General features: G+C 72.5%; 24 protein-coding genes. 10 read left to right on the forward strand and 14 right to left on the reverse strand.

Going from position 1 to position 25595, the window contains the following annotated elements:
* Window positions 1-2091 (reverse strand): N-acetylmuramoyl-L-alanine amidase, encoded by a 2091-nt coding sequence (locus ACA511_RS20605; protein ID WP_375026048.1) that lies wholly within the window; start codon window positions 2089-2091, stop codon window positions 1-3.
* A gap of 137 nt (window positions 2092-2228) precedes the next feature.
* Window positions 2229-3470 carry an oxygenase MpaB family protein gene (locus ACA511_RS20610; RefSeq protein WP_375026050.1) on the reverse strand — a complete coding sequence of 414 codons (1242 nt, stop codon included), beginning with the start codon at window positions 3468-3470 and terminating at the stop codon, window positions 2229-2231.
* A gap of 171 nt (window positions 3471-3641) precedes the next feature.
* On the opposite strand from ACA511_RS20610, the gene ACA511_RS20615 reads away from it, so the two are divergent.
* Both ACA511_RS20615 and ACA511_RS20620 read left to right on the forward strand, forming a co-directional pair.
* Window positions 3642-4325 carry a TetR/AcrR family transcriptional regulator gene (locus ACA511_RS20615; RefSeq protein WP_375026052.1) on the forward strand — a complete coding sequence of 228 codons (684 nt, stop codon included), beginning with the start codon at window positions 3642-3644 and terminating at the stop codon, window positions 4323-4325.
* Between the two features lie 199 nt (window positions 4326-4524).
* Window positions 4525-5616 (forward strand): winged helix DNA-binding domain-containing protein, encoded by a 1092-nt coding sequence (locus tag ACA511_RS20620; RefSeq protein ID WP_375026053.1) that lies wholly within the window; start codon window positions 4525-4527, stop codon window positions 5614-5616.
* A gap of 420 nt (window positions 5617-6036) precedes the next feature.
* Here ACA511_RS20620 and ACA511_RS20625 read toward each other — a convergent pair whose 3' ends face one another.
* On the reverse strand, window positions 6037-6219 hold the full coding sequence (locus ACA511_RS20625; RefSeq protein ID WP_375026054.1) for a GMC oxidoreductase: 183 nt from the start codon (window positions 6217-6219) through the stop codon (window positions 6037-6039).
* A gap of 376 nt (window positions 6220-6595) precedes the next feature.
* Between ACA511_RS20625 and ACA511_RS20630 the strand changes: the two genes are divergently transcribed.
* On the forward strand, window positions 6596-7564 hold the full coding sequence (locus ACA511_RS20630) for an NBR1-Ig-like domain-containing protein (RefSeq protein WP_375026292.1): 969 nt from the start codon (window positions 6596-6598) through the stop codon (window positions 7562-7564).
* Window positions 7565-7609: 45 nt separating this feature from the next.
* Here ACA511_RS20630 and ACA511_RS20635 read toward each other — a convergent pair whose 3' ends face one another.
* The 6 genes from ACA511_RS20635 to ACA511_RS20660 all read right to left on the reverse strand — a co-directional run bounded on the left by ACA511_RS20635 (window position 7610) and on the right by ACA511_RS20660 (window position 13123).
* The gene (locus ACA511_RS20635) at window positions 7610-8554 is read right to left on the reverse strand and encodes a SpoIID/LytB domain-containing protein (protein ID WP_375026055.1); all 945 of its coding nucleotides are present in this window, start codon (window positions 8552-8554) and stop codon (window positions 7610-7612) included.
* Between the two features lie 36 nt (window positions 8555-8590).
* Entirely contained in the window at window positions 8591-9478 is an 888-nt protein-coding gene (locus ACA511_RS20640; RefSeq protein ID WP_375026056.1) for a peptidase inhibitor family I36 protein, read from the reverse strand.
* A gap of 44 nt (window positions 9479-9522) precedes the next feature.
* A complete protein-coding gene (locus ACA511_RS20645; protein WP_375026058.1) occupies window positions 9523-10371 on the reverse strand; it encodes a peptidoglycan-binding protein in 849 nt (282 codons plus the stop codon).
* Window positions 10372-10614: 243 nt separating this feature from the next.
* A complete protein-coding gene (locus tag ACA511_RS20650; protein ID WP_375026059.1) occupies window positions 10615-11247 on the reverse strand; it encodes a 3-oxoacid CoA-transferase subunit B in 633 nt (210 codons plus the stop codon).
* A 2-nt stretch (window positions 11248-11249) separates the two neighbouring features.
* A complete protein-coding gene (locus ACA511_RS20655; RefSeq protein WP_375026060.1) occupies window positions 11250-11945 on the reverse strand; it encodes a 3-oxoacid CoA-transferase subunit A in 696 nt (231 codons plus the stop codon).
* Window positions 11942-13123 (reverse strand): thiolase family protein, encoded by a 1182-nt coding sequence (locus ACA511_RS20660; RefSeq protein ID WP_375026061.1) that lies wholly within the window; start codon window positions 13121-13123, stop codon window positions 11942-11944. Before ACA511_RS20660 ends, ACA511_RS20655 begins: the two co-directional genes overlap by 4 nt.
* Window positions 13124-13195: 72 nt before the next feature.
* Here ACA511_RS20660 and ACA511_RS20665 point away from each other — a divergent pair, with 72 nt between their 5' ends.
* The 4 genes from ACA511_RS20665 (at window position 13196) to ACA511_RS20680 (ending at window position 17531) form a co-directional block, all read left to right on the forward strand.
* Window positions 13196-14089, forward strand: coding sequence for a LysR substrate-binding domain-containing protein (locus ACA511_RS20665; protein ID WP_375026063.1), 894 nt, complete (start codon window positions 13196-13198; stop codon window positions 14087-14089).
* Between the two features lie 87 nt (window positions 14090-14176).
* Entirely contained in the window at window positions 14177-15700 is a 1524-nt protein-coding gene (locus tag ACA511_RS20670; protein WP_375026064.1) for an FAD-dependent oxidoreductase, read from the forward strand.
* A gap of 15 nt (window positions 15701-15715) precedes the next feature.
* Window positions 15716-16849 carry a hypothetical protein gene (locus ACA511_RS20675; protein WP_375026065.1) on the forward strand — a complete coding sequence of 378 codons (1134 nt, stop codon included), beginning with the start codon at window positions 15716-15718 and terminating at the stop codon, window positions 16847-16849.
* A gap of 4 nt (window positions 16850-16853) precedes the next feature.
* Entirely contained in the window at window positions 16854-17531 is a 678-nt protein-coding gene (locus ACA511_RS20680) for a TetR/AcrR family transcriptional regulator (RefSeq protein WP_375026066.1), read from the forward strand.
* 87 nt (window positions 17532-17618) lie between these two features.
* On the opposite strand, the gene ACA511_RS20685 is transcribed toward ACA511_RS20680, so the two are convergent.
* Complete coding sequence (locus ACA511_RS20685) at window positions 17619-18227, reverse strand: hypothetical protein (protein WP_375026067.1); 609 nt, start codon at window positions 18225-18227, stop codon at window positions 17619-17621.
* 62 nt (window positions 18228-18289) lie between these two features.
* Complete coding sequence (locus ACA511_RS20690; protein ID WP_375026068.1) at window positions 18290-18727, reverse strand: STAS domain-containing protein; 438 nt, start codon at window positions 18725-18727, stop codon at window positions 18290-18292.
* A 263-nt stretch (window positions 18728-18990) separates the two neighbouring features.
* Between ACA511_RS20690 and ACA511_RS20695 the strand changes: the two genes are divergently transcribed.
* Entirely contained in the window at window positions 18991-19275 is a 285-nt protein-coding gene (locus tag ACA511_RS20695; RefSeq protein ID WP_375026070.1) for a hypothetical protein, read from the forward strand.
* A 114-nt stretch (window positions 19276-19389) separates the two neighbouring features.
* Here the strand turns inward: ACA511_RS20695 and ACA511_RS20700 are convergent, their stop codons facing one another.
* From ACA511_RS20700 to ACA511_RS20710, 3 genes are all read right to left on the reverse strand, one after another.
* Window positions 19390-20586, reverse strand: a complete 1197-nt coding sequence (locus ACA511_RS20700) for a hypothetical protein (protein ID WP_375026072.1) — start codon at window positions 20584-20586, stop codon at window positions 19390-19392.
* A 213-nt stretch (window positions 20587-20799) separates the two neighbouring features.
* Window positions 20800-21534, reverse strand: coding sequence for a GntR family transcriptional regulator (locus ACA511_RS20705; RefSeq protein ID WP_375026293.1), 735 nt, complete (start codon window positions 21532-21534; stop codon window positions 20800-20802).
* Between the two features lie 271 nt (window positions 21535-21805).
* Window positions 21806-22693, reverse strand: a complete 888-nt coding sequence (locus ACA511_RS20710) for an alpha/beta hydrolase (protein ID WP_375026074.1) — start codon at window positions 22691-22693, stop codon at window positions 21806-21808.
* A gap of 285 nt (window positions 22694-22978) precedes the next feature.
* On the opposite strand from ACA511_RS20710, the gene ACA511_RS20715 reads away from it, so the two are divergent.
* Window positions 22979-24637 (forward strand): class I SAM-dependent methyltransferase, encoded by a 1659-nt coding sequence (locus tag ACA511_RS20715; RefSeq protein ID WP_375026075.1) that lies wholly within the window; start codon window positions 22979-22981, stop codon window positions 24635-24637.
* The gene (locus ACA511_RS20720; protein ID WP_375026076.1) at window positions 24634-25593 is read left to right on the forward strand and encodes an alpha/beta hydrolase; all 960 of its coding nucleotides are present in this window, start codon (window positions 24634-24636) and stop codon (window positions 25591-25593) included. The genes ACA511_RS20715 and ACA511_RS20720 overlap by 4 nt, the downstream gene beginning before the upstream one ends.
* Window positions 25594-25595: the final 2 nt, after the last annotated feature.

A 25595-nucleotide genomic window follows, 5' to 3' on the forward strand; every position in this document is an offset into this window, starting at 1 on the left:
TCAGCGGAGGTAGACCAGGCCGTCTATGCCTACCAAGGGGCGGCCGGAGGTGCCTGCCACGACGATCTTGATGGTGTGCTTGCCGCTGGTGCTCCAGGCGCGCGTCCACATGAGCTGCCGGTAGGCCGTGGACGAGGAGCGGGTGTCCAGCGTGCCGACCTTGGCGCCGTCCACGTAGACGAGCACGGCGCCGAGGTTGGACGCGCGCTTGAAGATCAGGCCGGCGGTGCGGCCGGTGAACGTCCAGCTCGCGCTCGCGCCCTTGGACGTGGTGTAGAGCCCGCGCCCGCCCAGGTAGTACTTGGTCGTGGTGAGCTTCCAGGTGCCGGTGCGGCGCGCGGAGCCCTCGCTGATGCCGCCGGCGTAGCGGCTGATCGCGCTGGTCGTGGCGTTGCCCGCGGCGTCCGTGGCGGTCTGCGACCACGACTGCGTCGCCAGCGGCTTCGCGTCCGCCGACCAGCTCGTCGTGGTCGTGTAGAAGGTCTTCGCGATCGGCGAGGTGGCCTTCAGCGAGCCGAGCAGCGCGTTGTCGGTCGCCTTCCACGTCAGCGAGACGGGGACCGCCGTGCTGTTGACCGTCGCCCTGCGCAGGGACAGCGCCTGGGACGAGATGACCGGAGGAGTCGTGTCCGCGACGACCGTGAAGACGGGCGAGGCGGAGGCGGTGCCGTCCGCGAGGGCGGCGTGCAGCCGGACGCTGTGCGTGCCCGGCGCGAGGGTCACCGCCGCGGACGACGCCCCGGCCGCGGGCGTCGCGGCCGTCGTCCCGTCCACGCTGACGGTGTAGGTCGCGCCGTCGGCCGGCGTCCAGTTCACGGTGGCCGTGCTCTTGGTGTAGTACAGCCCGCCGGCGGCCTTGGCACCGGTCACGGTGGCGGTCAGCGCCGGGACCGTGAGCTGCTTCGCCGCCGTCCGGACGGCGGGCAGCGCGCTGTAGAGCTGCACTCCCGGGCAGGCGGTCGCGAAGCCGTCGCGGTGCCCGGAGATCGTGTTGAACACGACGTCCTGCCCGAAGGGGTACTTGCCGCCCGTCCCGTCCGGCGCGTTCGAGGTCAGGGTCGTCTTCGCGGTGGGGTCGACGCCGCTCAGCCCCAGCTTCCAGGCGGCGATCTTCGCGACGCCGTCGAGGGCGGCCTTGCTGGGCGCCACGCCGGGCACCTCGGCGTCGTTCGCCGCCGTGTAGGTGCCGAGGACGGCGATCCCGGTGCTGTCGGTGTTGAACCCGTAGGTGTGGGCGCCGTGCACGGGGCGGTCGGCGCCCCCGGCCCGTCCCTCGAAGATCGTGCCGCACTTGTCGACCAGGAAGTTGTAGCCGATGTCGTCCCAGCCCTGGCTCTGCACGTGGTACAGGAACACCGACCGGATGACGGAGGCCGACTCGGCGCAGGTGTAGCCGTTGCCCGTGTCGGTGTGGTGGACGAACGCCGCCTTGAGCGAGGCGTCGTAGGCCGGCGGGTTCCGGACGATGGACTCGTCGGCGCCCCACCCGGCGCGCGCCGTGATCGCCGGCTTCGGCGCGGTCACCGGCGCCGTGAGGGGGCTGGTGGCCGCGACGAGCTTCATGCCGGTGGCGGCGTCCGGCCCGGCGGCCCGCGGCGTGGGCGTCGCCGCGCGGGCGCCCGGGTCGACCAGGTCGACGCGCAGCCCCGCCGGGAGGGTGCGGCCCTGCCCGGCCACGCGCACCTCGACGCCGTCGGACGGGCCGACCCACAGCCCGTTCGTGCCGCCGCGCCCGCCGCGGTCGGGGGCGTCGGCGAGGTCGGGCTCCAGGACGCGCCAGCCCGACCACGCGCCGGTCCCGGCGTTCCGCGTGCGGAGCCGGACCTTCCCGCGGAGCTCGTCCCGGGGGCGGTCCCAGGTGACGCCGACGAGGCTGAACGGGTCCGTCTTGGCGGCGGGCAGGCCCGCGGTCTTCCCGCCGGAGGCCGCACTGGGCATCTCCTGGAGGGTGCGCGCGTGCACCCGCCCGGCCCCCGGCCCGGTGGCCGACGCGGTCGTCGCCGTCGTCCCGGACGAGGTGACCGTCCAGGTCACGGTGCCCGCGACGGCGACGGCGGCCGCCGACGCCCCGATCAATGTGCGCTTCAGCATGGTTCTCCGATCATGACCGAGCCCATGATCACAGAGCGCGGCGATGGGGAGAAGTGTCACACATGTCTGGAAGTTTCACGCCGTGGGGCCCGGAATCCGCAGATTCCGGGCCCCACGGCGCTGCGCGGCGGCGCAGGTCAGTAGTTCGGGTTGTTCATCGTGGGGATCGAGATGCTGATCGGGTAGTCGGCCCCGGACAGCACGAGCAGGACCACCTGGCGGATGATCTCGTCGAACACCCAGTAGACCTGCCGCAGTTGCTTCGGCGCGTCGGTCATCTCCAGGATGCCCTCGCGGACGGCGACGAAGGGCTCCCAGAGGTTCTCGAAGATCGGGTCCCACAGCGGTTCCCGCGGGATCTTCAGCCAGCCGGCGATCTCGTCGCCGAGCACGAAGCGGGTGAGCGCGCCGAGGACGGGCTTGGACAGGATCCCCAGGTCGATGAAGGACGCCAGGTTGAGGAGCATGTCGGCGAGCTTGATGCCCTCGGTCGTGGGAGCGAGGATCGGGTCGAGGACCTGCGCGGCCTGGGAGTTGGCCTCGTCCCACGACTGCGGGATGTACTCGTCCAGGATGCCGAGCATGTGCGCGGTCAGCTGCCAGGAGTGCAGGAAGGCCGCGGACTCGTCGGCGGGGATCGGCACCTTCCACTTGGTCAGCTGCTTCATGACCGTCGTGGGTAGGCTGTGCCAGGTGACCATCATGTCCGCCTGGCTGATCGGGATCTCCTCGTCGGCGGCCTTCTTCCAGTACGGGGACTTGGGCAGCAGGTTCCGCACGCCGGAGTGGGCGAGCCGCGTCTTGACGCAGGTCACGATCATCTCGCCGTCTGGCGCGAAGGCATTCTCGGTGCCGACGTCGTAGCCGAGCTTGGCGGTCTTGGTGATGCGGTCGCGCATGTCCGCGCCGCCCTTGGAGTAGTAGACCGCGCGCGCTTCATGCGGAATGGCCGTGCTCATCATCCCGCTGGCGAAACCGTAGGTGACGCCCAGGTAGAGCCCGCGCTTCTCGTTGAACTCGAACGCCTTGGCGAGCTTGCCCTGGTCGGCCCAGGACGGGAGCTGCCGGGCGCGCTCCATGAAGTCCCGCAGCTCCGCCGGCAGCCCGGCGGGCAGCGGCTGGCCGTTCTTGGTCCAGGTCTTCAGCAGCTTGTTGACCTCGGGAACGACGCCCTTGTCGAGCAGTGAGGCGACCAGCGCGTCGCACTCGGGGTCCCACACCCACCGCGGGTCGGCGCCCTTGCCGGCGCCCGCGACCGATCCCTTGGGCGACCACGTCCACAGTGGTGCCGCCTGTGCGGGCGCCGCGACACTCAGCGCGCCGACCGCGCCCAGCGTCCCGCCCGCCATCAACACGTGGCGTCTGGTGGGTTTGTCCATGCCTACGCTCCTCCTCGGGGTGAGAGCGCCGCGGGAGATACGCTGAAACGCAAGCCGTCTCCGTGTATCATCAGCGACAGCGCTAATGAGAACACAAGGTGACGGCCACCACAAGACCCTCTGTGACGGTCACCCTCATTGCGGCAGAATCGGTCACCTAGGGAGGAGACCGTGGATTCAGTGCTGTCCTTCCTCATGGCGCCGTCGGGCGGCGAGGAGTCGCTGCTCCAACGCGCCTACACCGACGCCGTCGAGCAGGTCGACGAGATGGACGAGGCCCGGACCCGCGTCCTCGACGCCGCCTACGAGCAGTTCTCGCGGATGGGCGTCCAGCGGTCCACCATGGAGGACGTGGCCCGCCTGGCCGGCGTCTCCCGCATCACCGTCTACCGGCGGTTCGCCACGAAGGACGCGCTGGTCGAACACGTCGTGCGCCGGGAGTTCCGCCGCTACTTCGACCAGTTCCTCCTCGACATCGGGGCGGCCGAGACCGCCGCCGACCGCGTGGTGCTGGGCTTCGTGAGCGCGCTGCGCGCCATCCGCCGCAACCCGCTGATCGGCGGCCTGATCGCCACCGAACCGGACCTGATCGTGCCGTCCATGGTCAGTGACGGCGGGCGGACCGTGGCGACCGTCCGGCAGTTCGTCGCGGGCCAGCTCCGCCGCGAGCAGGGCGCGGGCACCGTGTCGGGCGGCCTCGACACCGACCTCGTGGCCGAGATGATGGTCCGGATATCCGCGTCCTTCCTGGCGATCCCCAGCCACCTCGTCGACCTCGACGACGACGCCCAGCTGGCCGCCCTGGCGCGGCGCTTCCTCGTCCCCATGCTGGAGCCGCCCCCCTCCGATCCCTGATCAGCTCCGTTCGTCGTGTTCGGTGTGGGCGCGGAGGAGGCGGACGGCCAGGAAGTGGAACGTGCCCAGCTCGTCGCCGGTCAGGGCCGGTGGTCCACCCCTGGAAAGCGGACGGGATCTGACCGCAATTGCTGCCATTGTGGGTGGTCGCAGGGCGGAGCGGCTGCCCCGACGCGGGGGACGAGGAGCCGACCACCCCATGACCGTTCTGGACGACCGGGCGCTCAACCGCGCCGCCCTCGCCCGCCAGCTGCTGCTCGAACGCGCCGCCCTGCCGGCCGTCGACGCCGTCGCCCACCTCTGCGGCATGCAGGCGCAGGAACCGCAGGAGCCGTTCACCGGGCTCTGGTCGCGGCTGCGCGCGTTCGACCCGGCGGAGCTCTCGGACGCCCTGACCGGGCGGCGCGTGGTGCGCACGCACCTCATGCGGCGGACCGTCCACCTCGTCACCGCCGCCGACGTCCTCGCCTGGCGGGCGCGCCACCAGGCGATGCTGCGCCAGCGCGTCCTCGGGGCCTACCGCCGCGAGCTCGACGGGGTGGACCTCGGCGAACTCGCGGCCGCGGGCCACGCGGTGATGGCCGACGGCCGGCCCCGCACGATGACGGAGCTGGTGGGGGAGGTCGCCGAGCGGTGGCCCGCCCCCGGACGGCGGGCACTGGGCGAGATGCTGGTCTCCGCGCTCCCGCTGGCGCAGGCGCCGCCACGCGGGCTGTGGCGGACGAAGGGCGGCGTCCGCAACGTCCTGCTGCCGGCCTGGCTCGGCCGCGAGATCGACCCGCTGCCCGCGGACGGCACGGACCCGGTCGGCCGGGCGCTGACGCGCCGCTACCTCGCCGCGTTCGGCCCGGCCGCGTCGGCCGACCTGCGCGCCTGGTGCGGCCTCGCCGGGCTGCCCGCCGCGGTCGCCGCGCTGCGCGAGGAGCTGGTCGCCTTCCGGGACGAGCGCGGCCGCGAACTGCTCGACCTCCCCGGCGCGCCGCGCCCCGACCCGGACGTGCCCGCCCCGGTGCGCTTCCTGCCGGCGTTCGACAACGCGATCCTCGGCTACCACGACCGCGGCCGCATCATCGACGACGCCCACCGCGGGCTCTCCGTCGCAGGTGAGCGCGTCGTCCTCGTGGACGGCCGGGTCGCCGCCACCTGGCGCGTCGAAGCGGACACGGTCACCGTCACCCCGCTGCACGGCCTCGCCAAGAGCGACCAGACCGCCGTCACGGAGGAGGGCGAACGGCTGGCCTCGTTCCTGTCCGACGGCGAGAGCGCCCGAGCGCGGATCACCGCCCCCTGACCCCACCCACCACCGCGCGAAGGAAGACGACTCTCGCCGAGCAGATCTACGACGACCGGCCCTTCGGCAGCGCGTCCGGATGCCGGAAACACGGAGAGGAGATGTTCACGCCGACGCGCTGTTCGCTCCCACCGCCGGCGATGGGCGCTTCGAGAACCGCGCCATACCCCTTCTCCGGCGCCGCGACCCGGCAATTGCCACACCCCGCCGGGGGACTGCTTGAACGACGCGATCAGCCACCCCGCCGCCACCAATAGCGCCACTGCGACCGCCATGCATCGTCGCAAGATGTTCATCCTCCCCTCCATGCACACGCTCGGTCAGAAATGAACCTACGCGCCATTGGACGGAACGATGGGAAATCCGGAATGGACTGGACGGGCCCGGGGACCGGCTGGCGGCCCGGCCCCCGGGCGGTCGCTAGAAGACGCGGCTGAGGTCCTGGCGGAGGATGCCGGCCATGCTGTGCTCGGCGAGGGCGGCGATGGTCATGGAAGGGTTGCAGTCGCCGGTGGAGCCGGGGATGCGCGCGCCGTCCAGTACGTAGAGGCCGCGGTGGCCGAGCACGCGCCCGAAGCGGTCGACGGCGCCGCCCATGGGCACACCGGTCGTCGGCGCCCGCGTCGTAGGACCAGGTGCCGGTGGGGTCGATGACGCCGTATCCGACCATGGTCATCAGCCTGGAACCGTCGGGCGGGAGCATGGGGACCCGGCGTTCGAATAAGACTGTGCCCGCGCACAACCGAGGTGAAATCCGTTTGGGGATGGAGCGTCAAGTCGCCGGGAAAAATGGAAAGCCGCCGGTGGGCCGCAACGCTCTCGCGCGTCGCCGGACGTTCTCGGGCGCGGCGTCAAATGCGGATACGCGTAGATGATCACGCTCGGCGGGCGGCAGTGCGAGGACGGATGGTTTTGGGGGCGGTGCTGGTTCGTGCTTGAGCGGAGGGCGTGGCGCTGTTAGCTTCACCCGGTGGACGACATGCGTGCACAGGCGGAGGCGATCGAGGACTTCGCGGCGATCCTGCGGGAACTGCGGGAATCGGTCGGTAACCCACCGTTCCGGGAGATGTCCGGTCGGTCAGGGGCGATCTCGCACACGACGTTGCACGAAGCCACGAAGGGCAACAGGCTGCCGAGCTGGGGGACGACCAGCGAGTTCGTCAAGGCGTGCGGTGCGGACCCGGCCGCGTACCGCGAGCGGTGGGAGAGGGCCAACCAGGCGGTCAGGTCGGCGGGCGCCGGGGAGCCCGCGACCGTGGTGCGCGCCTCCCTCACGAGCGCCGCGGAGCGGCCCGCCGCGCACATCACCATCCCGTCGCAGGAGGCGCGGGCGGACGGCGGGGCCGTGGCGTCCGCGCCCGCGCCGCCGGACGAGGACGTCCGGCACGGTTCCGGCCGCGGGCGGCTGACCAGGCCGGTGGCGGTCGCGCTGGTGACGGCGGCCATCGGGGTCGGGACGGTGGTCGTCGTCGTGGTCGCCGTCGACCGCGATTCCGGCGGAAAGCCCTCCGGCGCGCCGTCGAAGGCCGCGCTGTCGCCGGCCGACTGCCCGGTGCACGCGACCAATCCGGCGCCGGCCGCGCCGGTGCACAAGGGGGACGCGGCCGCGTTCATCGCCGACATCACGCTGCCCGACTGCACGCGCGTCGGCGCGGGCAGGACCGTGACCAAGGTGTGGCGGCTCAAGAACACCGGGAAGGTGCCGTGGCAGGGGTATTCGCTGCGCCGCCTCGACGTCCCGCAGCAGGCCGACCAGTGCCAGACCATCTCCGACGTGCCGATCGCGGACACGCGGCCCGGCGAGATGGTCGACATCCGCGCCGAGATCACCACGCCGCGGAAGCCGGGCCTGTGCTACGTGCGGTTCAAGATGGTGGACGCCTCGGGGCGGGTCGCCTATCCCGGCAGCCGTCCGGTCAACTTCCAGGTCATCGTCGGAGAAGGCTAGTTCCCCGCCGTGGCGGGCACGGCGGGGAACCAGGGTCGGACGGGATCAGGAGAGCGTGATCCCGCTGTAGTAGGCCTTCAGGATCCTGGAGTAGCTCCAGCCCGCGTTGGCCTTGTCGCGGGAGCCGTACTGCGACATCCAGTCACCGGTGACCCAGCCGCCGCACGCCGTCGTCGTGGAGCAGTAGTGGGCCTGGAGGATGCTCCCTCCGCGGGTCATCCGGGTGCCCCACGTCGCGTCCACCGCGGCGCTCGTCGACGCCTTCGCGGAGCCGGGCTTGTACACCTGGCTCGACGTGGTGTCGTAGACGTCGAAGCACCGGCCGTCGGACGTCTTGCGCGTCGAGTGCAGCGCCCAGTACCAGCCGTAGCTCTTGACGGCCATGGCCCCGGACCGCAGTGACTCCGTCGGCCAGCTCGACACCCACTCGTTGGGCAGGACGTTCTTGACGTAGGTCTTGAACGCGACCCGGTCCACGCGGTCGAGCGACGCCCGGTACACGAGGATCGTCGTGGGCAGCTTGCTGTTCGTCCCGTCGGTCTTGCACCCGGTCGGCGGTGCGGAGCTCAGGAACTTGTGCGAGGCGTTCTGGTTCTTCAGGCTGGAGTTCAGGTTGCCCTTCGCTCCGGCCTTGAAGTCCTGGTACGTGCCGCCGTAGTTGCTGTTGAAGTAGACGCGGACGGTCTTGCCGCTGCGGTTCCAGACCGAGGCGGCGGCGTTCTTGACGCATTTGCCCTTGCCGTTGCCCGTGCCCTTGAAGTCGTAGCACGAGGGCTGCGCGGTGCCGTAGTCGGCGACCGAGCCGGTGAAGTCGGAGACCGACCCCGCGTTGCCGCTGTTGAAGTAGTAGCAGAACTCGCCGCTATCGCAGACGCCGTCGCGGCTCGCCGCCGAGGCGGACGACGCCGGGATGAAGACCGTCCCGCCGAGCGCCATCGCCGCGGCCGCCGCGGTGAGCCGCGGGATCAGCCGCGCGGTTCGTGTCGACACAACAGTTGCCTTCCTGTTCTGGTGGGGACCGCGGAGTCAGGCGATGTTGTAGCCCTGGGAGTGCCAGAACGAGGTCGGGTTCGGGTTGTCGAGGTGCGAGTCGCCGACGCTCTTGGCCGCGTGGGTCTGCTTACCGAGCCGCATCTCGACGTGGGTGTGCGCGCCCGAGCTGGACGACACGCCGCGCCACGCCTCGTCGGCGATGACCGCGCCCTTGCTGATCGACTGGCCCACGCTCAGCGAGGACCGCGGCGCGGAGTGCAGGTAGATGACGGTCTTGTTCAGCGAGGAGTTGTAGACGGAGATCGTGGAGAGGCCCCCGCTGCCGTTGGCGCCGCGCGCGATGTAGATGACCTTGCCGCTCACGAGGGCGTGGACGTCCGAGCCGATGCCGCGGGCGATGTCGATGCCCTCGTGCCGTCCGGGGGTGGTGGTGTAGCCGTCGAAGCCGCAGGTGATCCGGCCGCCGCTCGCCTTGTAGAGGCCCGTCGTCATCTTCGTGCGCGACGACGGCGAGAACTGGTGCGAGGCGTTCTGGTTCTTCAGGCTGGAGTTCAGGTTGCCCTTGGCTCCGGCCTTGAAGTCCTGGTACGTGCCGCCGTAGTTGCTGTTGAAGTAGACGCGGACGGTCTTGGTGCTGCGGTTCCAGACCGAGGCGGCGTTGTTCTTGACGCACACGCCCTTGCCGTTGCCCGTGCCCTTGAAGTCGTAGCAGGACGGCTGCGTGGTGCCGTAGTCGGCGATCGAGCCCGTGAAGTCGGAGATCGACCCCGCGTTGCCGCTGTTGTAGTAGTAGCAGAACTCTCCGCTGTCGCAGACGCCGTTGCGGGCGGCCGCCGACGCGGGCGAGAAGAGGGCGGTGGCCGCCCCGCCGAGCGCCAGTGCGGCGGTCGTCACGGTAAGCGCTTTGTTGAGCTTGCTCATGGTGTTCTCCTTCTTTTTCGCGGGAGCGTGGAATTTCGGACGGGTCAGGAGTGGAGCCGGTACTCCTCCCAGGTACGGATGGTGACCTTCGGGCCGTCGTCCGGTCCCCGGTCGGCGAGCCCGTTCAGGCCGAGGTAGTAGTCGCCGGTCTGGTGCTGGGCCTGGCCGGAGAGGTCGGTGTCGCTGATGGCGGCGGCGTGGATGTGCCACGGCCAGTCGCCCTGGCTCGGGCTGCGCACCCACGCCGCGAACCCGACGCGGCGCAGCGCGCGGGCGGCGGCGGTGCGGGTGGCGGCGCTCATCCCGTCGACGGAGACGTCGACGACGCCGCCGCCGTCGTGGGTGCCCGCGGACGTGGGGTCGCCGCCGGGGTTGTACGACCCCTGGTCCAGCGCGAGGTCGCGGCCGAGCAGCCGCTCGGCCTCGGCCAGCATGTCCCGCGTGCGGGTGTTGACGACGACGCCGCCGGTGGACACCCGGGCGCCCGGCTGGACGACGCGGGTGACGGTGAAGCGCCCGGCGCCGAGCTTGGCGAGCGACGTCCTGCCGGGCAGGCCGCTGGCGTCGAGGCCGGTGTAGCCGAGCGACTTCTGGTACTTCGCGTAGGCGGCGATCGTGGTGGTGCCGAAGTAGCCGTCCACCCACTGGGCGTCGAGCAGGTTCCGGTCGCGTAGGGCCCGCTCGACGAGGAGCACGCTGGCCTTGGCGCCCGGCGTCAGCGTGTCGTCGGCTCGCCGCGGGTCGATCTGGGCCGCCTTGACGGTGGCCTCCATGTTCAGGCTGGGCAGGGCCTTGGCGTCCGCCGCCAGCGCCGCCGGCGTCTGGGACGCGCCGGTCAGGGTCGGGAGCAGGGCCGCCGCCGCGAGCGCGGCGGCGATTGAGGGCAGCTTCATCGGTTCTCCTGGTGACGGGAGCTGGGCGGTGAAGCCCACGGCGGAGTCCACCGTCACCCGGGCGGCCGCGTGTCCTCAAGAAGATCGTTGTTGTCAGCTTGTCCGCCGCGCACATCCGTACACCCGGACGTGGGATCTGACAGCGTCAGGGCCGTCCGGCCGGGCCCGTACACGAAGCGCGGCCCGCCACCGCGGCCCGCGTGAGGGCGTGGTGGCGGGCCGCGCTGGCGGGCCCTGCGGCCGTCAGGCCGTCTTCAGGGGGACGGGCAGCCGGTCGCGGAGCTCGTCGACCGTGATGCCGAAGGTCTCGCGGACCGCCGCCCCGTCCGGGCCGACGTCGATGACGGCGACGTCGGTGTAGACCCGGCTGACGCAGCCGACGCCGGTCAGCGGATAGGTGCATTCGGGCACCAGCTTCGACCGGCCCTCCTTGTCGAAGAGCGTCATCATCACGAAGACCTGCTTGGCGCCGATGGCGAGGTCCATCGCGCCGCCCACGGCGGGGATGGCGCCGGGGGCGCCGGTGCTCCAGTTGGCGAGGTCCCCGGCCGCCGAGACCTGGAACGCGCCCAGCACGCACACGTCGAGGTGGCCGCCGCGCATCATGGCGAAGGAGTCGGCGTGGTGGAAGTACGACGCTCCGGGAAGCTCGGTGACGGGCACCTTGCCGGCGTTGGTGAGATCGGGGTCGATCTGGTCGCCGGCCGCGGCGGGGCCCATGTTGAGCATGCCGTTCTCGGTGTGCAGCACGATGCCCGAGTCGTCCGGGAGGTGATCGGCGACCTTGGTGGGACGGCCGATGCCGAGGTTGACGAACGAGCCCGCCGGGATGTCGCGGGCGACGGCCGCCGCCAGCTCGTCGGGGGTCAGGGACATGGTCAGCGCGCTCCTTGGACGGTGTACCGCCGGTCCTCGACCCGCACGACGCGGTCGACGTAGATGCCGGGCGTGACGACCGCCTCCGGGTCGAGGTCGCCGACGGGGACGACGCCGCCCACCTGCACGATCGTGGTGGTCGCGGCCGTCGCCATGACGGGGCCGAAGTTGCGGGCGGTCTTGCGGTAGACGAGGTTGCCCATCGTGTCGGCGCGGTGGGCGCTGATCAGCGCCACGTCGCCCTTGATGGGGTACTCCAGGATGTGGACGCGCCCGTCGATGGTCCGGGTCTCCTTGCCCTCGGCCAGGGGGGTGCCCACGGCGGTCGGGCAGTAGAACGCGCCGATGCCCGCGCCGGCCGCGCGCATCCGCTCGGCGAGGTTGCCCTGCGGCACGATCTCCAGGTCGATCTTCCCGGCCCGGTAGAGCCCGTCGAAGACGTGGGAGTCGCTCTGCCGCGGGAACGAGCAGATCACCTTCCGCACGCGGCCCGCCTTGAGCAGCGCGGCCAGCCCGACGTCCCCGTTGCCGGCGTTGTTGGACACGATGGTGAGGTCCTTCGCGCCCTGCCGGATCAGCCCGTCGATGAGGTCGAACGGCATCCCGGCGAAGCCGAAGCCGCCGACCAGCACGGTGCTGCCGTCCGCGATCCCGCGGACGGCCGCGTCGACGCCGTCCGCGATCTCCGTGCGGCTCATGCCCCTCCCTCCGTGTTCTCCAGGACGACGGCGAGGCCCTGCCCGACGCCGATGCAGATCGCGGCGACGCCCCAGCGCTCGCCGCGCTCGCGGAGCACCTTCGCGAGCGTGCCGAGGACGCGGGCGCCGCTGGCGCCCAGCGGGTGGCCGATCGCGATCGCGCCGCCCCTGGTGTTGACGATCTCCGGGTCGACTCCCCAGGCGTCGACGCACACCAGCGACTGGACGGCGAAGGCCTCGTTGAGCTCGACCGCGCCGACGTCGTCCCAGCCGATCCCGGCCCGGGCGAGGGCGCGGTCCGCCGCCTCGACGGGGGCGTACCCGAAGTCCTGCGGGTCGAGCGCGGACGCGCCCCGTCCGGCGACGCGCGCGAGCGGGTCGAGGCCGATCCGGTCGGCGGCGGCGGCCGAGCCGAGCAGCAGGGCGGACGCGCCGTCGCTCAGCGGCGAGGCGTTGCCGGCGGTGATCGTGCCGTCCGCGCGGAAGCTCGGCCTGAGCGCGGCCAGCTTCTCCATCGAGGAGTCGGCGCGGATGCCCTCGTCCCGTTCGAGGTCCCCGGCGGGGACGACCAGGTCGGCGTAGAACCCCTCGTCCCAGGCGGCCGCCGCGAGCCGGTGGGAGCGCAGCGCGAACGCGTCCTGGCGCTCGCGGCCGACGCCGTACTTCCGCTGGAGCAGTTCGTTCGCCTCGCCGAGCGAGACCGTCCACTCCTTCGGCATGCGCGGGTTCACCAGCCGCCAGCCGAGCGTGGTGGAGACCGCGGCGAGGTCGCCGGCCGGGAAGCCCCCGGCGGGCTTCGGCAGCACCCAGGGCGCCCGGGTCATCGACTCGACCCCGCCGGCGAGGACGACCTCGGCGTCGCCGGACTCGATCGTCCGGGAGCCGATCATCGCCGCGTCGAGGCTGGACCCGCACAGCCGGTTGACGGTCGTGCCCGGCACGCCGGTCGGGAGCCCGGCGAGCAGCGCGGCCATCCGGCCGACGTTGCGGTTCTCCTCGCCGGCGCCGTTCGCGTTGCCCCAGACGACCTCGCCGATCGCGGCCGGGTCCAGCCGGGGCGCCCGGTCCAGCAGCGCGGTGATCACGCCGGCCGCGAGGTCGTCCGGACGTACGCCGGACAGGGCGCCGTTGAACCGGCCGAACGGGGTCCGGACGGCGGAGTACAGGTACGAGCTCATGACATCGAGGCTAAGTGGCCTGCCTTGATATAGTGAAGTATCAATATTCGCTCGGATTAAGACGATCGGCATATGGATCTGCGCCACCTGCGGTACTTCGTCGCCGTCGCCGAGGAACTCCACTTCGGCCGCGCCGCCGAACGGCTCAACATGGCCCAGCCGCCGCTGTCGCAGGCGATCCGCCGGCTGGAGACCGAACTCGGCGTGGAACTGCTCCACCGGAGCACGCGCCGGGTCGGCCTCACCGACGCGGGCCGCGGCTACCTCGCCCGCGCCCGGAAGATCCTCGGCGAGGTGGACGAGGCGGCGCACGAGGCCCGCCGGGTCGCGGCCGGAGCGGTCGGCCACCTCGCCCTCGGCTGCGTCGGCTCGGCGACCTACAGCCTGCTGCCCGCGCTGTCGCGCGGCCTGCGCCTGGAACTGCCCGGCGTCGACTTCTCGTTCCGCGGCGAGATGCTGGTGCCCGACCAGACCGCGGCGCTGCGGGCGGGCGAGATCGACCTGGCGCTGCTGCGTCCGCCGATCGCGGACCTGTCGCTCACCGTCCTGCCGCTGCGCCGGGACCGGCTCGTCGTCGCCGTCCCCGCCGACCATCCCCTGGCCGCCCTGCCGCGGGTCGCGGTCACCGACATGGCGGACGCCGACCTCATCGTGCATTCCGCGGACCGCCGCTCGGTGATGTACGACGTCGTGCTCGGGCTCTTCCGCGACGCCGGAGTCGAGCCCCGGATCCGGCACGGGGTCGGCGAGACCTCCACGCTGATCACCCTGGTCGCGGGCGGCCTCGGCGTGGCCGTCGTCCCTGAGCCGGTGGCGGTCCTGGCCCTGGACGGCGTCGTCTTCCGGCCCCTGGTGCGGCCCGCCGTGCACGTCGACCTCGCGATCGCCCATCGGACCGACCGCTCGGAACCGCACCTGGCCCGTGCCGTCTCGGCCGTCCGCCGGATCGTCCGCTCCTCCTCGTGACGCCGGGACGTCCGGCCGGCGGGGGTTGACCGGCCTCCGCCTGAATCATACATTCACTCAGAAAGTGTATGAATGAAGGGCGGCGGGATGCGACGAGGGACGGCCGTGGTGCTCGGCGGCAGCGTGGCGGGGCTGTGCGCCGCCGGAGTGCTCGCGCGGCGCTTCGAGAAGGTGATCGTCCTGGAGCGGGACCGGCTCCCGCCCGGCGCGGAGCACCGCCGGGGCGTGCCGCAGAGCAAGCACCCGCACTTCCTGCTCAACTCGGGCCGCCGCGCGATCGGCGAGATCTTCCCCGGCTTCGAGGAGGCGCTGATCGCCGCGGGCGGGATGCGCCTGATGCCGTCGATGGACGCCGCCTACTGCGAGAACGACGGCTGGGCCCCGCGCAAGTCCGGGTCGATGACGATGGTCTACAGCTCGCGGGTGCTCATCGAGCGGGTCCTGCGGGAGAAGGTCCGCGAACTGCCGTCCATCGAGATCCGCGAGGGCGTGGCGGTGACCGGGCTCCGCTCCACCGGGGGCGGCACCGCGGGCGGGCGCGTGGAAGGCGTCGAATACGACACGGCGGACGGCGGCGACGGCTACCTGGCCGCCGACCTGGTGGTGGACGCGCTCGGCCGCGGCTCCTCGGTCGTCGACTGGCTCGGCGCGGCCGGCTGGTCCGCGCCGCCGGAGAACACCCTCGACGCCAAGGTCACCTACATCTCGCGGTGGTACGACCTGCCGCCCGCCGACCGCCGCCCGGAGTCGTGGTGGTGGCGGCACCTGGTGATCACCCCGAGCCAGGACACCGGCGACCATCCCGACGAGCACGAGTTCCTCAGCAACTTCTTCCCGATCGAGGGCGACCGCGCCATCGTGTGCATGGGGTCGTGGGGCCTCGACATGCCGCGCAAGACCGAGGCGTTCGAGGCGTCGGTGGACCGCGTGCGCGCCGCGGCCTTCGGACGGGCGACCCGCGCCTGCACCCCGACGTCCGAGGTGCACCTGACCCGGTCCACCGGCAACAAGTGGCGCCGCTTCGACCTGCTCGACGTGCCGCCGCTCGGGCTCGTCTGCGTCGGCGACTCGATCTGCGCCTTCAACCCCTTCTACGCGCAGGGCATGAGCTCGGCCGCCCGCTCCGCGCTCATCCTCGGTGAGATGCTCGGCGCCCGCGACGCCCTCGACCTCGCCTTCTTCCGCGAGTTCCTCGCCCGGCAGAAGAAGTCCCTCGACGTGCCCTGGATGCTCGCGATGGCGCGCGACCAGGCCTACGACTTCGCGACCGGGACCGAGGTCGCCCCCGCGTGGCGGCGCCGGCTGGCCGCGCGGTTCAGCTGGCCGATCTTCAACGCCATCAACGCGACGAGCCGCGAGGACGCCTACGTCGAGCAGACGTTCGCCCAGGTGTTCAACCTCGACAAGTCGCTCCGGCAGATGGCCGCCGACCCGCGGTTCTGGTTCGGCATCGCGCGCTACAAACTGCGCCAGCGGCTCGGACGGACGGTCGTGCCCGGCGGGTTCGACGAGCGCCGGGACCCGCCCGGCACCGACTACACCGGCTACACCGGCCCCGCGGGCGCGCCGTCCGGCGGAGCCCGCCGCGGCGACGACCTCGTCGGAACCTGACCCGAGGAGCTGGACATGGGCTACACCTGCGACCCGGTGGCCGAGCGCATCGCCGAAGGGCTCGGCTTCTCCTGCCGCGGCGCCGACGCCGTGGTGACCTTCCGCAACCCGTTCGACCTCGCGAACGCCACCATGCCCGTCCTCGAACTGCTCATCGTCGGCGGCGCGGTGTTCGCCCTCGTCCACGCGTGGCGGCGGTGGCGGCGCGACGGCGACCCGGTCAACATCTCGCTGTGGTTCGCCTCGGTCGTCTACCTGGCCGTGATCGAGCCGCCGCTCTACTTCCCCGGCTGGTTCGGCCTGGAGGAGCACGTCGGGTTCATCTTCTCCCACAACGTGTTCACCGTGCAGTTCATGTACGACCGGCTGCCGCTCTACATCGTGGCCTTCTATCCCGCGATCTCGCAGCTCGCCTACGAGCTGGTCCGGGCCCTCGGCGTCTTCGCCCGGCGCGGCCCGCTGCTCGGCTCGGTCGCGGTCGCGTTCGCCTGCCAGGTCTTCTACGAGATCTTCGACCAGCTCGGGCCGCAGCTGCGGTGGTGGGCGTGGAACCCCGGCAACGAGATGATCAACCAGCCGGCGCTCGCCTCCGTCCCGATGAACAGCATGCTCCTGTTCGCCTCGGTCTCCTTCGGCGCGATGACCTACCTCGTCGTCCGCCTGGCCGGGCCGCGGGACGGCGGCGGCCCGCGCACCGGCCGGGACGTCGCGTGGCGCACCGTCCTCGCCGGGGCCGCGACCCCGCTCGCGATGATCGTCGTGAGCGCGCCCAGCGGGGCCTTCCGCGGCGAGGACCAGCTCGGCGTCCAGCGGGCCATCCTGTCCGCCGAACTCGCCGTGGTCTGGATCGCCGGGCTCTGGCTGCTCGCGGACGCCTGGCGCGCGTCGCGCACCGGCCCGGCCCCGGCCCCGGACGCGTCGCCGCTGTTCGTGCGGACCTACCCGGCGGTGTACCTGGGCGTCCTCGTCGTCCTGTGGCTGACCGCGCTGCCCGCCTACTTCGCGTCGGCCGGCGGCGTCACCGAGCAGGGCACCCCCGTCGGCAGCCTCTGGTACGCCGCGCTGTGCACCGCCGCCGCGGCGGCCTTCGTCCTGGCCGTCCTGCGCGTGCGCGCGCCCCGGCCGGCCGTGGAGCCTGTGGGATCCTAGGGCCATGGCGCACCACGGCTGGGGAGGCAGGCCCCCCGCATCAGACGCCGAGGCCCGGCAGCGCATCGTCGACGCGACCGCCCGGTGCATCGACCGGCACGGCGTCGTGAAGACGACCCTGTCGGACGTGGCGAACGAGCTGGGCGTCACCCGCCAGACCGTCTACCGCCACTTCGCCCGGATCAGCGACATCGTGGGCGAGGTGGCCGCCCAGGGCGCGGAGTCGTTCGTCGACCGGATGGTCGCCCACCTCCAGGGCATCGGCGATCCGGCCGAGGCGGTGGTCGAGGGCATGATGTTCTGCCTGCGGACCATCCCGACCGAGCCGCGGCTGAGCCTGCTGCTGCAGCTCAGGGACTCCGGCGCCTTCGGACGCGGGGCCACCACCACCGACGCGATCGCCTACGGCGCCCAGATGCTGAAGCGGTTCCCGGTCGACTGGGCGTCCGCCGGGGTCGGCGAGGACGACCTCGGCGGGCTCGCCGAGATCATCATGCGGCTGCTGACCTCGCTGCTGGAGCACCCGAGCGAGCCGCCCCAGCAGGAGGCCGAACTCCGGGCCCTCCTCGTCCGCTGGCTGGCCCCCGCGCTGCGCCGGCCGTCGGCGGTCGTGCGGATCCGCCGTCCGTCCGAAAATGGACCTTCATCGCATTTCGACCCTGTGGAGCGGGGAACGGGTTGATCCGATGATCTTCGGCCCGACCCCGGCCAGCCGCCGCTGACCCCCGTCCCGGCGGCGTCCTGGTCGAGTGACGCCGCCCCGGGCCCCTCAGATCTGCGTGGGCCGCTGCGGGGGGACGGCGATGATCCGCCCGGCCGAGCGGTCGGGCCGGGCGGTGGCGCGCCGGTCCTCGGCGAGCTGGATCAGTCGGGCGGACGCGTCGGCGAACAGCAGCAGCTGGCGCGCGGCGGACGGGCTGAACGGCTGCGCGCCCGGCTGCCCGACGACGGCGAGCACTCCGCGCGCCGCCTCGCCCGTGTCCAGCGGCAGGATCAGGATCGGGCCGGCCGGCAGGGCGGTCAGCGTCTGGTCGGCGGCGATCCGCGCGGACAGGGCCCGGCGGGAGCCGAACGACCGGCCGAGCATCGACCGGCCGCGCCGCACCGTCAGCCCGCGGATCCGGTCGCTGCCGGCGCCGACCGCGACGTCGATCCGCAAGGTGAGGGAGTCCTCGGAGGGGAGGGCGATGAACGCCAGCGGGACGCTCGCCATCGCGCGTGCCCGCTCGGCAACGATGATCAGCAGCCGGGGCAGCGCGGCTCCGTCCAGGACCGCCGTCATCAGCTCGAACGACGCGGCCAGGCGCCGGTCGTTCTCCGCGCCCCGGATCTCCTCCGGCGACCCCCAGCCGCTCACCGGCATATCGTGGCCGGTCATGCCGTCATCACCCGCTCCTTCCGGTCCGGCGCCGGGCCGGTCCGAGCCCGTGTCCCGCGCGTTCAGGCCGCGGCCGATCGGATGTCGGGGCCGCTTGCCTGCGCCTCGGTGACGGAGGAGCGGACGGTGACGGCGCGCAGCAGCCCGGTGATCTCGAGCAGCTTCGCGAGCTGGGCGCGCGGAGCGGCGAGGACCACGATGGCGCCCCTCGCCTCCGTCCGGCGGCACGCGCCGACGAGCATCGCGAGCCCGGAACTGTCGCAGAACGTGACGCCCGACAGGTCGATGGTCACGTGGGCACCGGTGTCGCGCAGCGCGATGTGCAGCTGCTCCCGCAGGGACGGGGTGGAGGCGCTGTCGAGTTCGCCGCTGACGGCGACGACGGTGCGGCCGGCGAGCCGCTGGAGGGTCAGCCCCGCGGCGGGCGAGGGGGCGACGATGGCGATCTCGGCGAGGGGATCGGTCCCAGTGGTTCGGGCGGGCTGGTGTTGCGGCGTCATGGCGCCGTACCTGTCTGGTCCCGAAAGACCGAGTATCGAGAAACCAGGGGGCGCGGGCTTGGGCGCCCGCGTCAAGAACCCTCGTCACCATGAGTCTACGCTCTCGGCCTCCGATTACGGCGCGGAGCGGATTCCGCACGGAATCCGGGGCCCGCAGCGGGGCCGGGCACTGCCGGGGCCGGACGGATCGGCCGCGCCCGTGGCGCGGGACCCCTTATGTTGAAGAGGAGACGGCGGGCTTCCGATCGTTGGAGATGGAGCTCATGAGTGAAGTGTGGATCTCGGCCGCCGACGGCAGCGACCTGATCAGGGCGGACGCGATCGTGATACTCCGCCTGGACGCGACGGGACGGCTGACCGCGCAGCTGCGCGACGAGGCGAAGGTGGACGTGACGCTTCTGGAGGGCTCGTCCGACGCCCGCCCGCCCGCGGACTTCCACCGGCGGCTGATCCGGACGATCGCCGAGCTGGCTGATTCCAGCGGTGCGCAACTGATCCGCGTCCGGCAGGAGGGCGGCGCCTGGAGCTGGGTCAGCGAAAAGGTCTAGCGGGGCCTCCGCTGCGCGAATGGTCCGCGAACGCGGAGCGGATCCGGGACGGCCGGGGGCGGGCCGCCCCCGGCCGAACCGGGGACGGCCCGCACGCGGGCCCGGCCGGAACCGTCAGGTCACCGGGGTGTCGACCAGGTAGACGGCCGGCGACGGCTTGCCGCAGGTCGCCTGGGTGGGCGCGCCGCCGTCGAAGGTGAGCTGCGCCTTGGCGCCGCCCAGCATCACCCGGACGTTCTGCGACCCGGAGGCCGGCTTGAACGGCCCCGCCGTCAGCGTGCCGTCCGCGGGCAGCGGCACGACGAGCTGCTGATCGCGGACCAGGGCCGTCGAGGGGATCGGGACGCCCTGGCCCGGGATGACGTTGAGGGTCTGCGGCGTGCCGCCCTCGACCTCCAGGTTCAGCTCGGACACCGTGCCCGAGACCGTCTTCACACCCTGGTCGAGCAGGCCGTTCACCGTCTCCTTCGGCACCGTCAGCGCGCCGGACGCGTTCGTGAAGGAGAACGCCCCCGACTTGCCGACCGTGAGCGGGATGCCGTCGGCGCCGACCGCGATCCCCACGTTGTGCGGCTGCCCGTTCCAGGTGCACTGGTACGGCGCGTTGATGATGCCGGCCAGCTCGCCCGACTTGGGCTCGGGGAAGTTCAGCGGCGCGTCCTGGATCTTGGCGGGCGGCCGCCCGGAGTCCCCGCCGACCGCGATGGTCAGCAGCGCGTTGCCGCCGCGCGGCTTGCAGTCCGCGGTGATCGGCAGCGAGAAGCCCGCTGACGACTTGAGGTCGACCTTCGCGAACGCGCTGTTGAAGCCCAGCGTGACCTTGCCGCTCTGCGGAGCGGTGTACGGCCCCACGTCGAACGGCCGCTGGCCCGGTGCGGGCAGCCCGACCTTGAGCGGCTTGCCCGGCTCGACCGGGATGTCGGTGAGCGTGATCGGGTCCTTGGCGATGTTCACCGCGTCCGGCGTCGAGTTGGTCGCGCCGATGGACATGTCGGTGATCGTCGCGTCGGCCTTGTCGATGCCGAGGATCGGCGCCAGCGCGGTCAGCCAGTCCGGGAAGGTGATGCTGCCCGAGCCCTGCGTCAGCCAGAACTCCTGGCCCGGGCCGAGCTGCACCGGCGCGACGCCCTGGATGTCGACGTCCAGCGGCAGCCACAGGACCGGCAGCGCCCCGCCGAGATTGATCGTGCAGGCGATCGGCAGCTTGAACCGGCCGGTGTCGACGCCGATCGCGGGCAGGTCCTTCGCGGGGATCGCGTTGGCCGGCGGCGCCGCGAGCGCGGCCGCCAGCATGGCCAGCGCGCCGCCCACCGAAAGGAGCGCGGTGCGGATCCGTCTGCGGCGTACCGGACGTCCATGAGCGGGTCGTGGTGTGGGGGTGAGTCGCATGTCGTCCCTCATTCCTCCGGGGATCGGGGATGCGTCCCACAGTGTGTGTCACACAGTTATCCGGCGAGTAGTCGGCGCAGTGCGGTTTCCGGGTCGCGGATTTCTGCGTGAATTCACAACAATGCGCCGAAGCGCCTAGTCGCGCGGCCCGTCGAATGCGGTGCGGAGCCGGCCGAGGACGTCCGCGTGCCAGTCGTCCAAAAGCTCGATCGCCTGCCGGGCGGGCCCCAGGTCGCCCGCCTCCCAGGCGCCGATGAGCTGGTCCCACCACCACACGTGCACGCCGGGGGCGTCGAACACGGCGTCGAGCACCTCCGGCACCTCGGCCAGCATCGGCCCCAGCGAGTTCAGCACCCCGAGGAAGACGCCGCCGCCGACCGCCATGCACCCCGCCCGCAGCACCTCCAGCACGCACTGGTGGACGTCCGCCGGGGTCGCCTTCTCGTCCTTGGCCAGCATGTCGAGGCGCCGCCACGCCCGCCGCGCCGGCGCCGGATCGTAGGCGCCCGGACGGCCCTCGATCTTGTCCAGCACCGACCCGTAGAACATGCGCAGGGTCTCCAGGACGTCGCGGAGGATCCGCTCCGCCAGGTCGGGCAGCCGCCGGGAGAACCGGAACAGGTAGCGCCACGTCTCGACGCCGCCGTACGCCTCGACGTCGCGGACCACGGCGCCGACCCCGTGATGGGTCTCCACGAACCCGGCCGCCCGCAACTGGCCGAGGACGAGCTGGACCGTGGACGGGTTGATCGCGTACTCCTCGGCGAGGCGCCGGATCGACGGCAGCCGCTCCCCGGTCCGCAGCCGTCCCGACGCGATCGCGAACGCGATCCGCTCGGCGACGTCCTCGACCACCGTCCCGCCGGTCATCGCGCCCACGCTCCGGTCCCGGACCGCCCAGCGCCCGCCTGTGAGCTCCGCATGCGGGTCAGCGTACGGCCCGCGTCCGCGCCGCGCCGCTCCGGCGGGAGCACTCAACCGGCTGCGGAAACCGGTCCCCGACTTCCGCCTTGAGGACACTATGTGCGGATCACTGTGTGACACAGACTCTGGTGCACGAGCCACGACACCGGAGGAACCCGTGCCGCCGTCCTCTTCGCGCGCGTCAGCGGATTCGCGCAGGTCAGCGGATCCGCGCGCGTCAGCGGACGCCGACCGACGCCATGAGCCGAGGCCAGATCCGCTGAAGCTCCCGGTTCCAGTAGGGCCAGCCGTGCGTGCCGTCCCGGTACAGGTGGGCCGTCGCGGGGATCCGCAGGGCGCGCAGCCGCCGCAGGAACGGGCGGACGGTCGACCGCACGACGGGCTCGGCGAGGTTGGCCGCGCTCCACGGCCCCGGCGGGTCCAGCGGGCCGGGGCGTCCGGTCAGCCCACACGACAGGTGCACGCCCGTGCCGCGCAGCCCGGCCGCCAGGTGCAGCGGGTCGGCGGCACGCCAGCGCCGGTCGTCGAGCACGGGCACGCCCCACATGTCGAACGGGTTCACCCGTCCGGCGATGCCGGTGGCGGCGAGCAGGGTGGCCGCGGCGAGCGGGGAGCGGATCGTGCACGGCCCGCTCAGCGCGGCCGCGAACCGGAACGTCCCGGGGTGGGCCGCCGCGCTCAGCAGCGCCCCGTACCCGCCGCCGGACACCCCGGCGACCGCGCGCACCGCCGAGGCGCGGTACCGCTCCCGCATCAGCTCGTACAGCTCGTGGACGTGGAAGGTCTGCCATCGCGGGCCGCTGCGCCAGTCGGCGTATCCGCCCGCCCGGCCGCCGTCCGGCATGACGATGAGGACGTCGTCGTCGCGGCTGAGGCGTTCCACGTCGGTGTGGCGCGTCCACGACGCCGAGTCGTCGAGACCGCCGTGGTGCAGCGTCAGCAGCGGCCGCGCGCCGCCGCCGCGTCCGGACGCGCCGCGCCCGGACAGGCCGTGCGGGACGAGCACCCGCACCGACCATTCCTCCGGTCCGAGGGAATCGGACCGCACCGTCAATTTCGTGAGCCGGTCGCCCAGCTTCTCCTCGTCGAGGACCTTGATCGCCATGGGGTGAGGTTATGGTGCCGCTGAATGGCCGCGCTGCTGAGCGGACGAACAATCGACCTAGCTGATCACTTACTTCTCTTCACCTTTTAAGACGCTTCTTAAGGCGTGCCCGAAAACGCCGGGAAGCCATTCTGGCGAGCCGAGCGAAAGGAGGCCGGACCGTGGTCGTCGGCCTGATCGCCGTCATAGCGCTCTGCATGACGGCCAACGCGTGGCGGCTGCGGGCGCGCTTGCGCGGCCTCCGGGCGCTGCCGCCCGCACCCGAGGGCGAGCGTCCCGGCCGGCGTGCGGCGCGCCGCCGAGCGCCACGCCAGCGACAACGGCCTCGGCCTGGTCGACCTCATGCCCCGGGACCTGCACGTCGACGCGGCCCTCGACCTGGCCCGCCATCTGGACTTCGACGCCTACCGCGACGACGTCTTCGGCATGGGCCGCGGGGCCTGCCACGCGGTGCTCGCCTCGCGGGCCGCCGCCGCCGGCGCCGGGATCACCGCGTTCACCGGCCTGGACCCCGACGAACTCGGCGCGGCCACCGCACGGCTGCGGCTCTACACCGGCTCGGCCGACATCGTCGTCGCCCCGTTCCGCGCCCACGACCAGTCGGCCTTCCGGCGTTCGCGGATGCGCGCGCTCGCCCTGGTGATCCCGCAGACGCTCGCCCTGCCGCAGACCCTGTTCGCGGCGGCCGGCGGATACCTCCTCGTGGCCGGGGCCATCGCCCTCGCGCCGGTCGCCGGCCTCGCGCTCGCGGCGCTGTACTGCGCGCTCCCCGCGCTGGTCTTCGCCGGCGTCGCCGTGCGGCCCCGCGACCTGGGCCGCGTGTGCGCGTTCCGGCTCGTCCACACGCCCCGGTCGGTCGTCCGCGCCCTCACCGCCCCCCGGACGCGCTGGGAGCGGGCCCTGATCGCCCGCCGCGAGGAGGCCCGCGGCTGGTACCGGGCCGAGATCGACCGCGGCGTCGACCGGTTCGCCGGTCCGCGCGCCGAGGAATGCCCGTGGTGCGGCGGCCGCGCGCTGAGCAGGCGGATCGTGGCGCGCGACATCCTCCAGGGCAAGCCGGGGCGCTTCACCCTGGACGGCTGCGACGGCTGCGGGCACGTCTTCCAGAACCCGCGCCTCACACCCGAGGGCCTGGCCTTCTACTACAAGGACGTCTACGACGGCCTCGGCGACGTGCTGGCCGAGCGGATCCTCTCGTCCAACACCTCGTGGTACCTGGCCCGCGCCGCCATGGCGGCCCGCGAGACCGCCCCCCGCGACTGGCTCGACGTCGGCACGGGCAAGGGGCACTTCTGCCGCGCCGCCCGGACCGTCCTGCCCGGGACGCGCTTCGACGGCCTCGACTTCGGCGCCGCCGTCGAGGAGGGCGCGCAGCGCGGCTGGATCGACCGCGGCTACCGCGGCGAGTTCACGGACCTGGCCGGCGACCTGGCCGGACGGTACGACGTGATCAGCATGCACCACTACCTGGAGCACACCGCCGACCCGCTCACCGAACTCGACACGGCGGTGAAGGTGCTGCCGTCCGGGGGCCACCTGCTGATCGAGCTGCCCGACCCCGAGTCCTGGTTCGGCCGCGTGCTGCGCGGCTTCTGGGTGCCCTGGCTCGCGCCCCAGCACCTGCACATGATCCCCATCGGCAACCTGCGCGAGGCGCTGGAGCAGCGCGGCCTGGAGATCCTCGCCGAGGAGCGCCGGGAGGCCGACCAGGGACCGGACTTCGTCGCGTCCGCCGCCGCCGTCGTCAACTGGCTCGGCCTCGACGTCGACCGGCCGTGGTGGCCGCGCGCCCCCGGCGTCCGCGAGCACGCCGCCGCGCTCGCCGCGATCGTGCTGGCCGGCCCCCTGATGGGGACGGCCCTGCTCCTCGATCTGCTGACCATCCCGATCGCCCGGAGGAACAGCAACGCCTACCGGGTCCTGGCCAGAAAGAACCTCGGATGAGACACCTCCTGCTGACACTGACGCTGCTGTTCTCGCTGATCTCCGTGCCCGCCCCCGCGTCGGCGGCGGCGGGGGTCGCCGAGAAGTGGCTCGACGCGCGCACCCTCGACCTGACCTGGACGTCGCCGAACGTCGGCGAGGAGGTGAGCGCCCGCGTCCTGCTGCCCAAGGGATGGAGCCGGACCGCGAAACGGACCTGGCCCGTCGTCTACGCCTTCCAGGGCGGACGCGACGACTACACGTCCTGGACCCGCGAGACCGGGATCGAGGAGATCGCCGCGCGGTGGGACGTCATGGTCGTGATGCCGTCCGGCGGGGACAACGGCAGCTACACCGACTGGTGGAACGACGGCGCGGGCGGCCTTCCGCGCTGGGAGACCTTCCACACCGGCGAGGTCATGAAGCTGATGGCCCGCTACCGCGCGGGGACCAGCCGGGCCGTGATGGGCGCCTCGTCGGGCGGCCAGGGCGCGCTGGCCTACGCCGCCAGGCACCCCGGCATGTTCCGCTACGCGGCCTCCTTCAGCGGCTCCACCCACCTGACCATGGACGGGATGCAGGTGTTCCTGCTCGCGGTGAACCTGCTCGGCTCCGGCATGGACGCCCTCCGCATCTTCGGCCTGCCCGGCCGCGACGACGCGAACTGGCGGGCCCACGACCCGTACGTGCTGGCCGGGAGGCTGCGCGGCGTCGGCCTGTACGTCTCCAGCGGCACCACCGGCATGAACGGCCCGTACACCCCCGAGGGCGCCGAATGGCGGCTCACCCAGCTCAGCGAGATCCTCATCGGGCAGATGAACCACTCGTTCGTGAACCGGCTGCACGAGCTGAACATCCCGGTCACGTCCCACATCTACGGCAACGGCTGGCACGCCTGGCCCGAGTGGATCCCGGAGATGCGCGCGGCCTGGCCGCTGATGATGCGCGCGATCGGCGCCAAGGGGGCCGCGGCGTAGCG

The organism is Actinomadura sp. GTD37, assembly GCF_041951365.1.
Classification (GTDB): Bacteria; Actinomycetota; Actinomycetes; order Streptosporangiales; family Streptosporangiaceae; genus Spirillospora.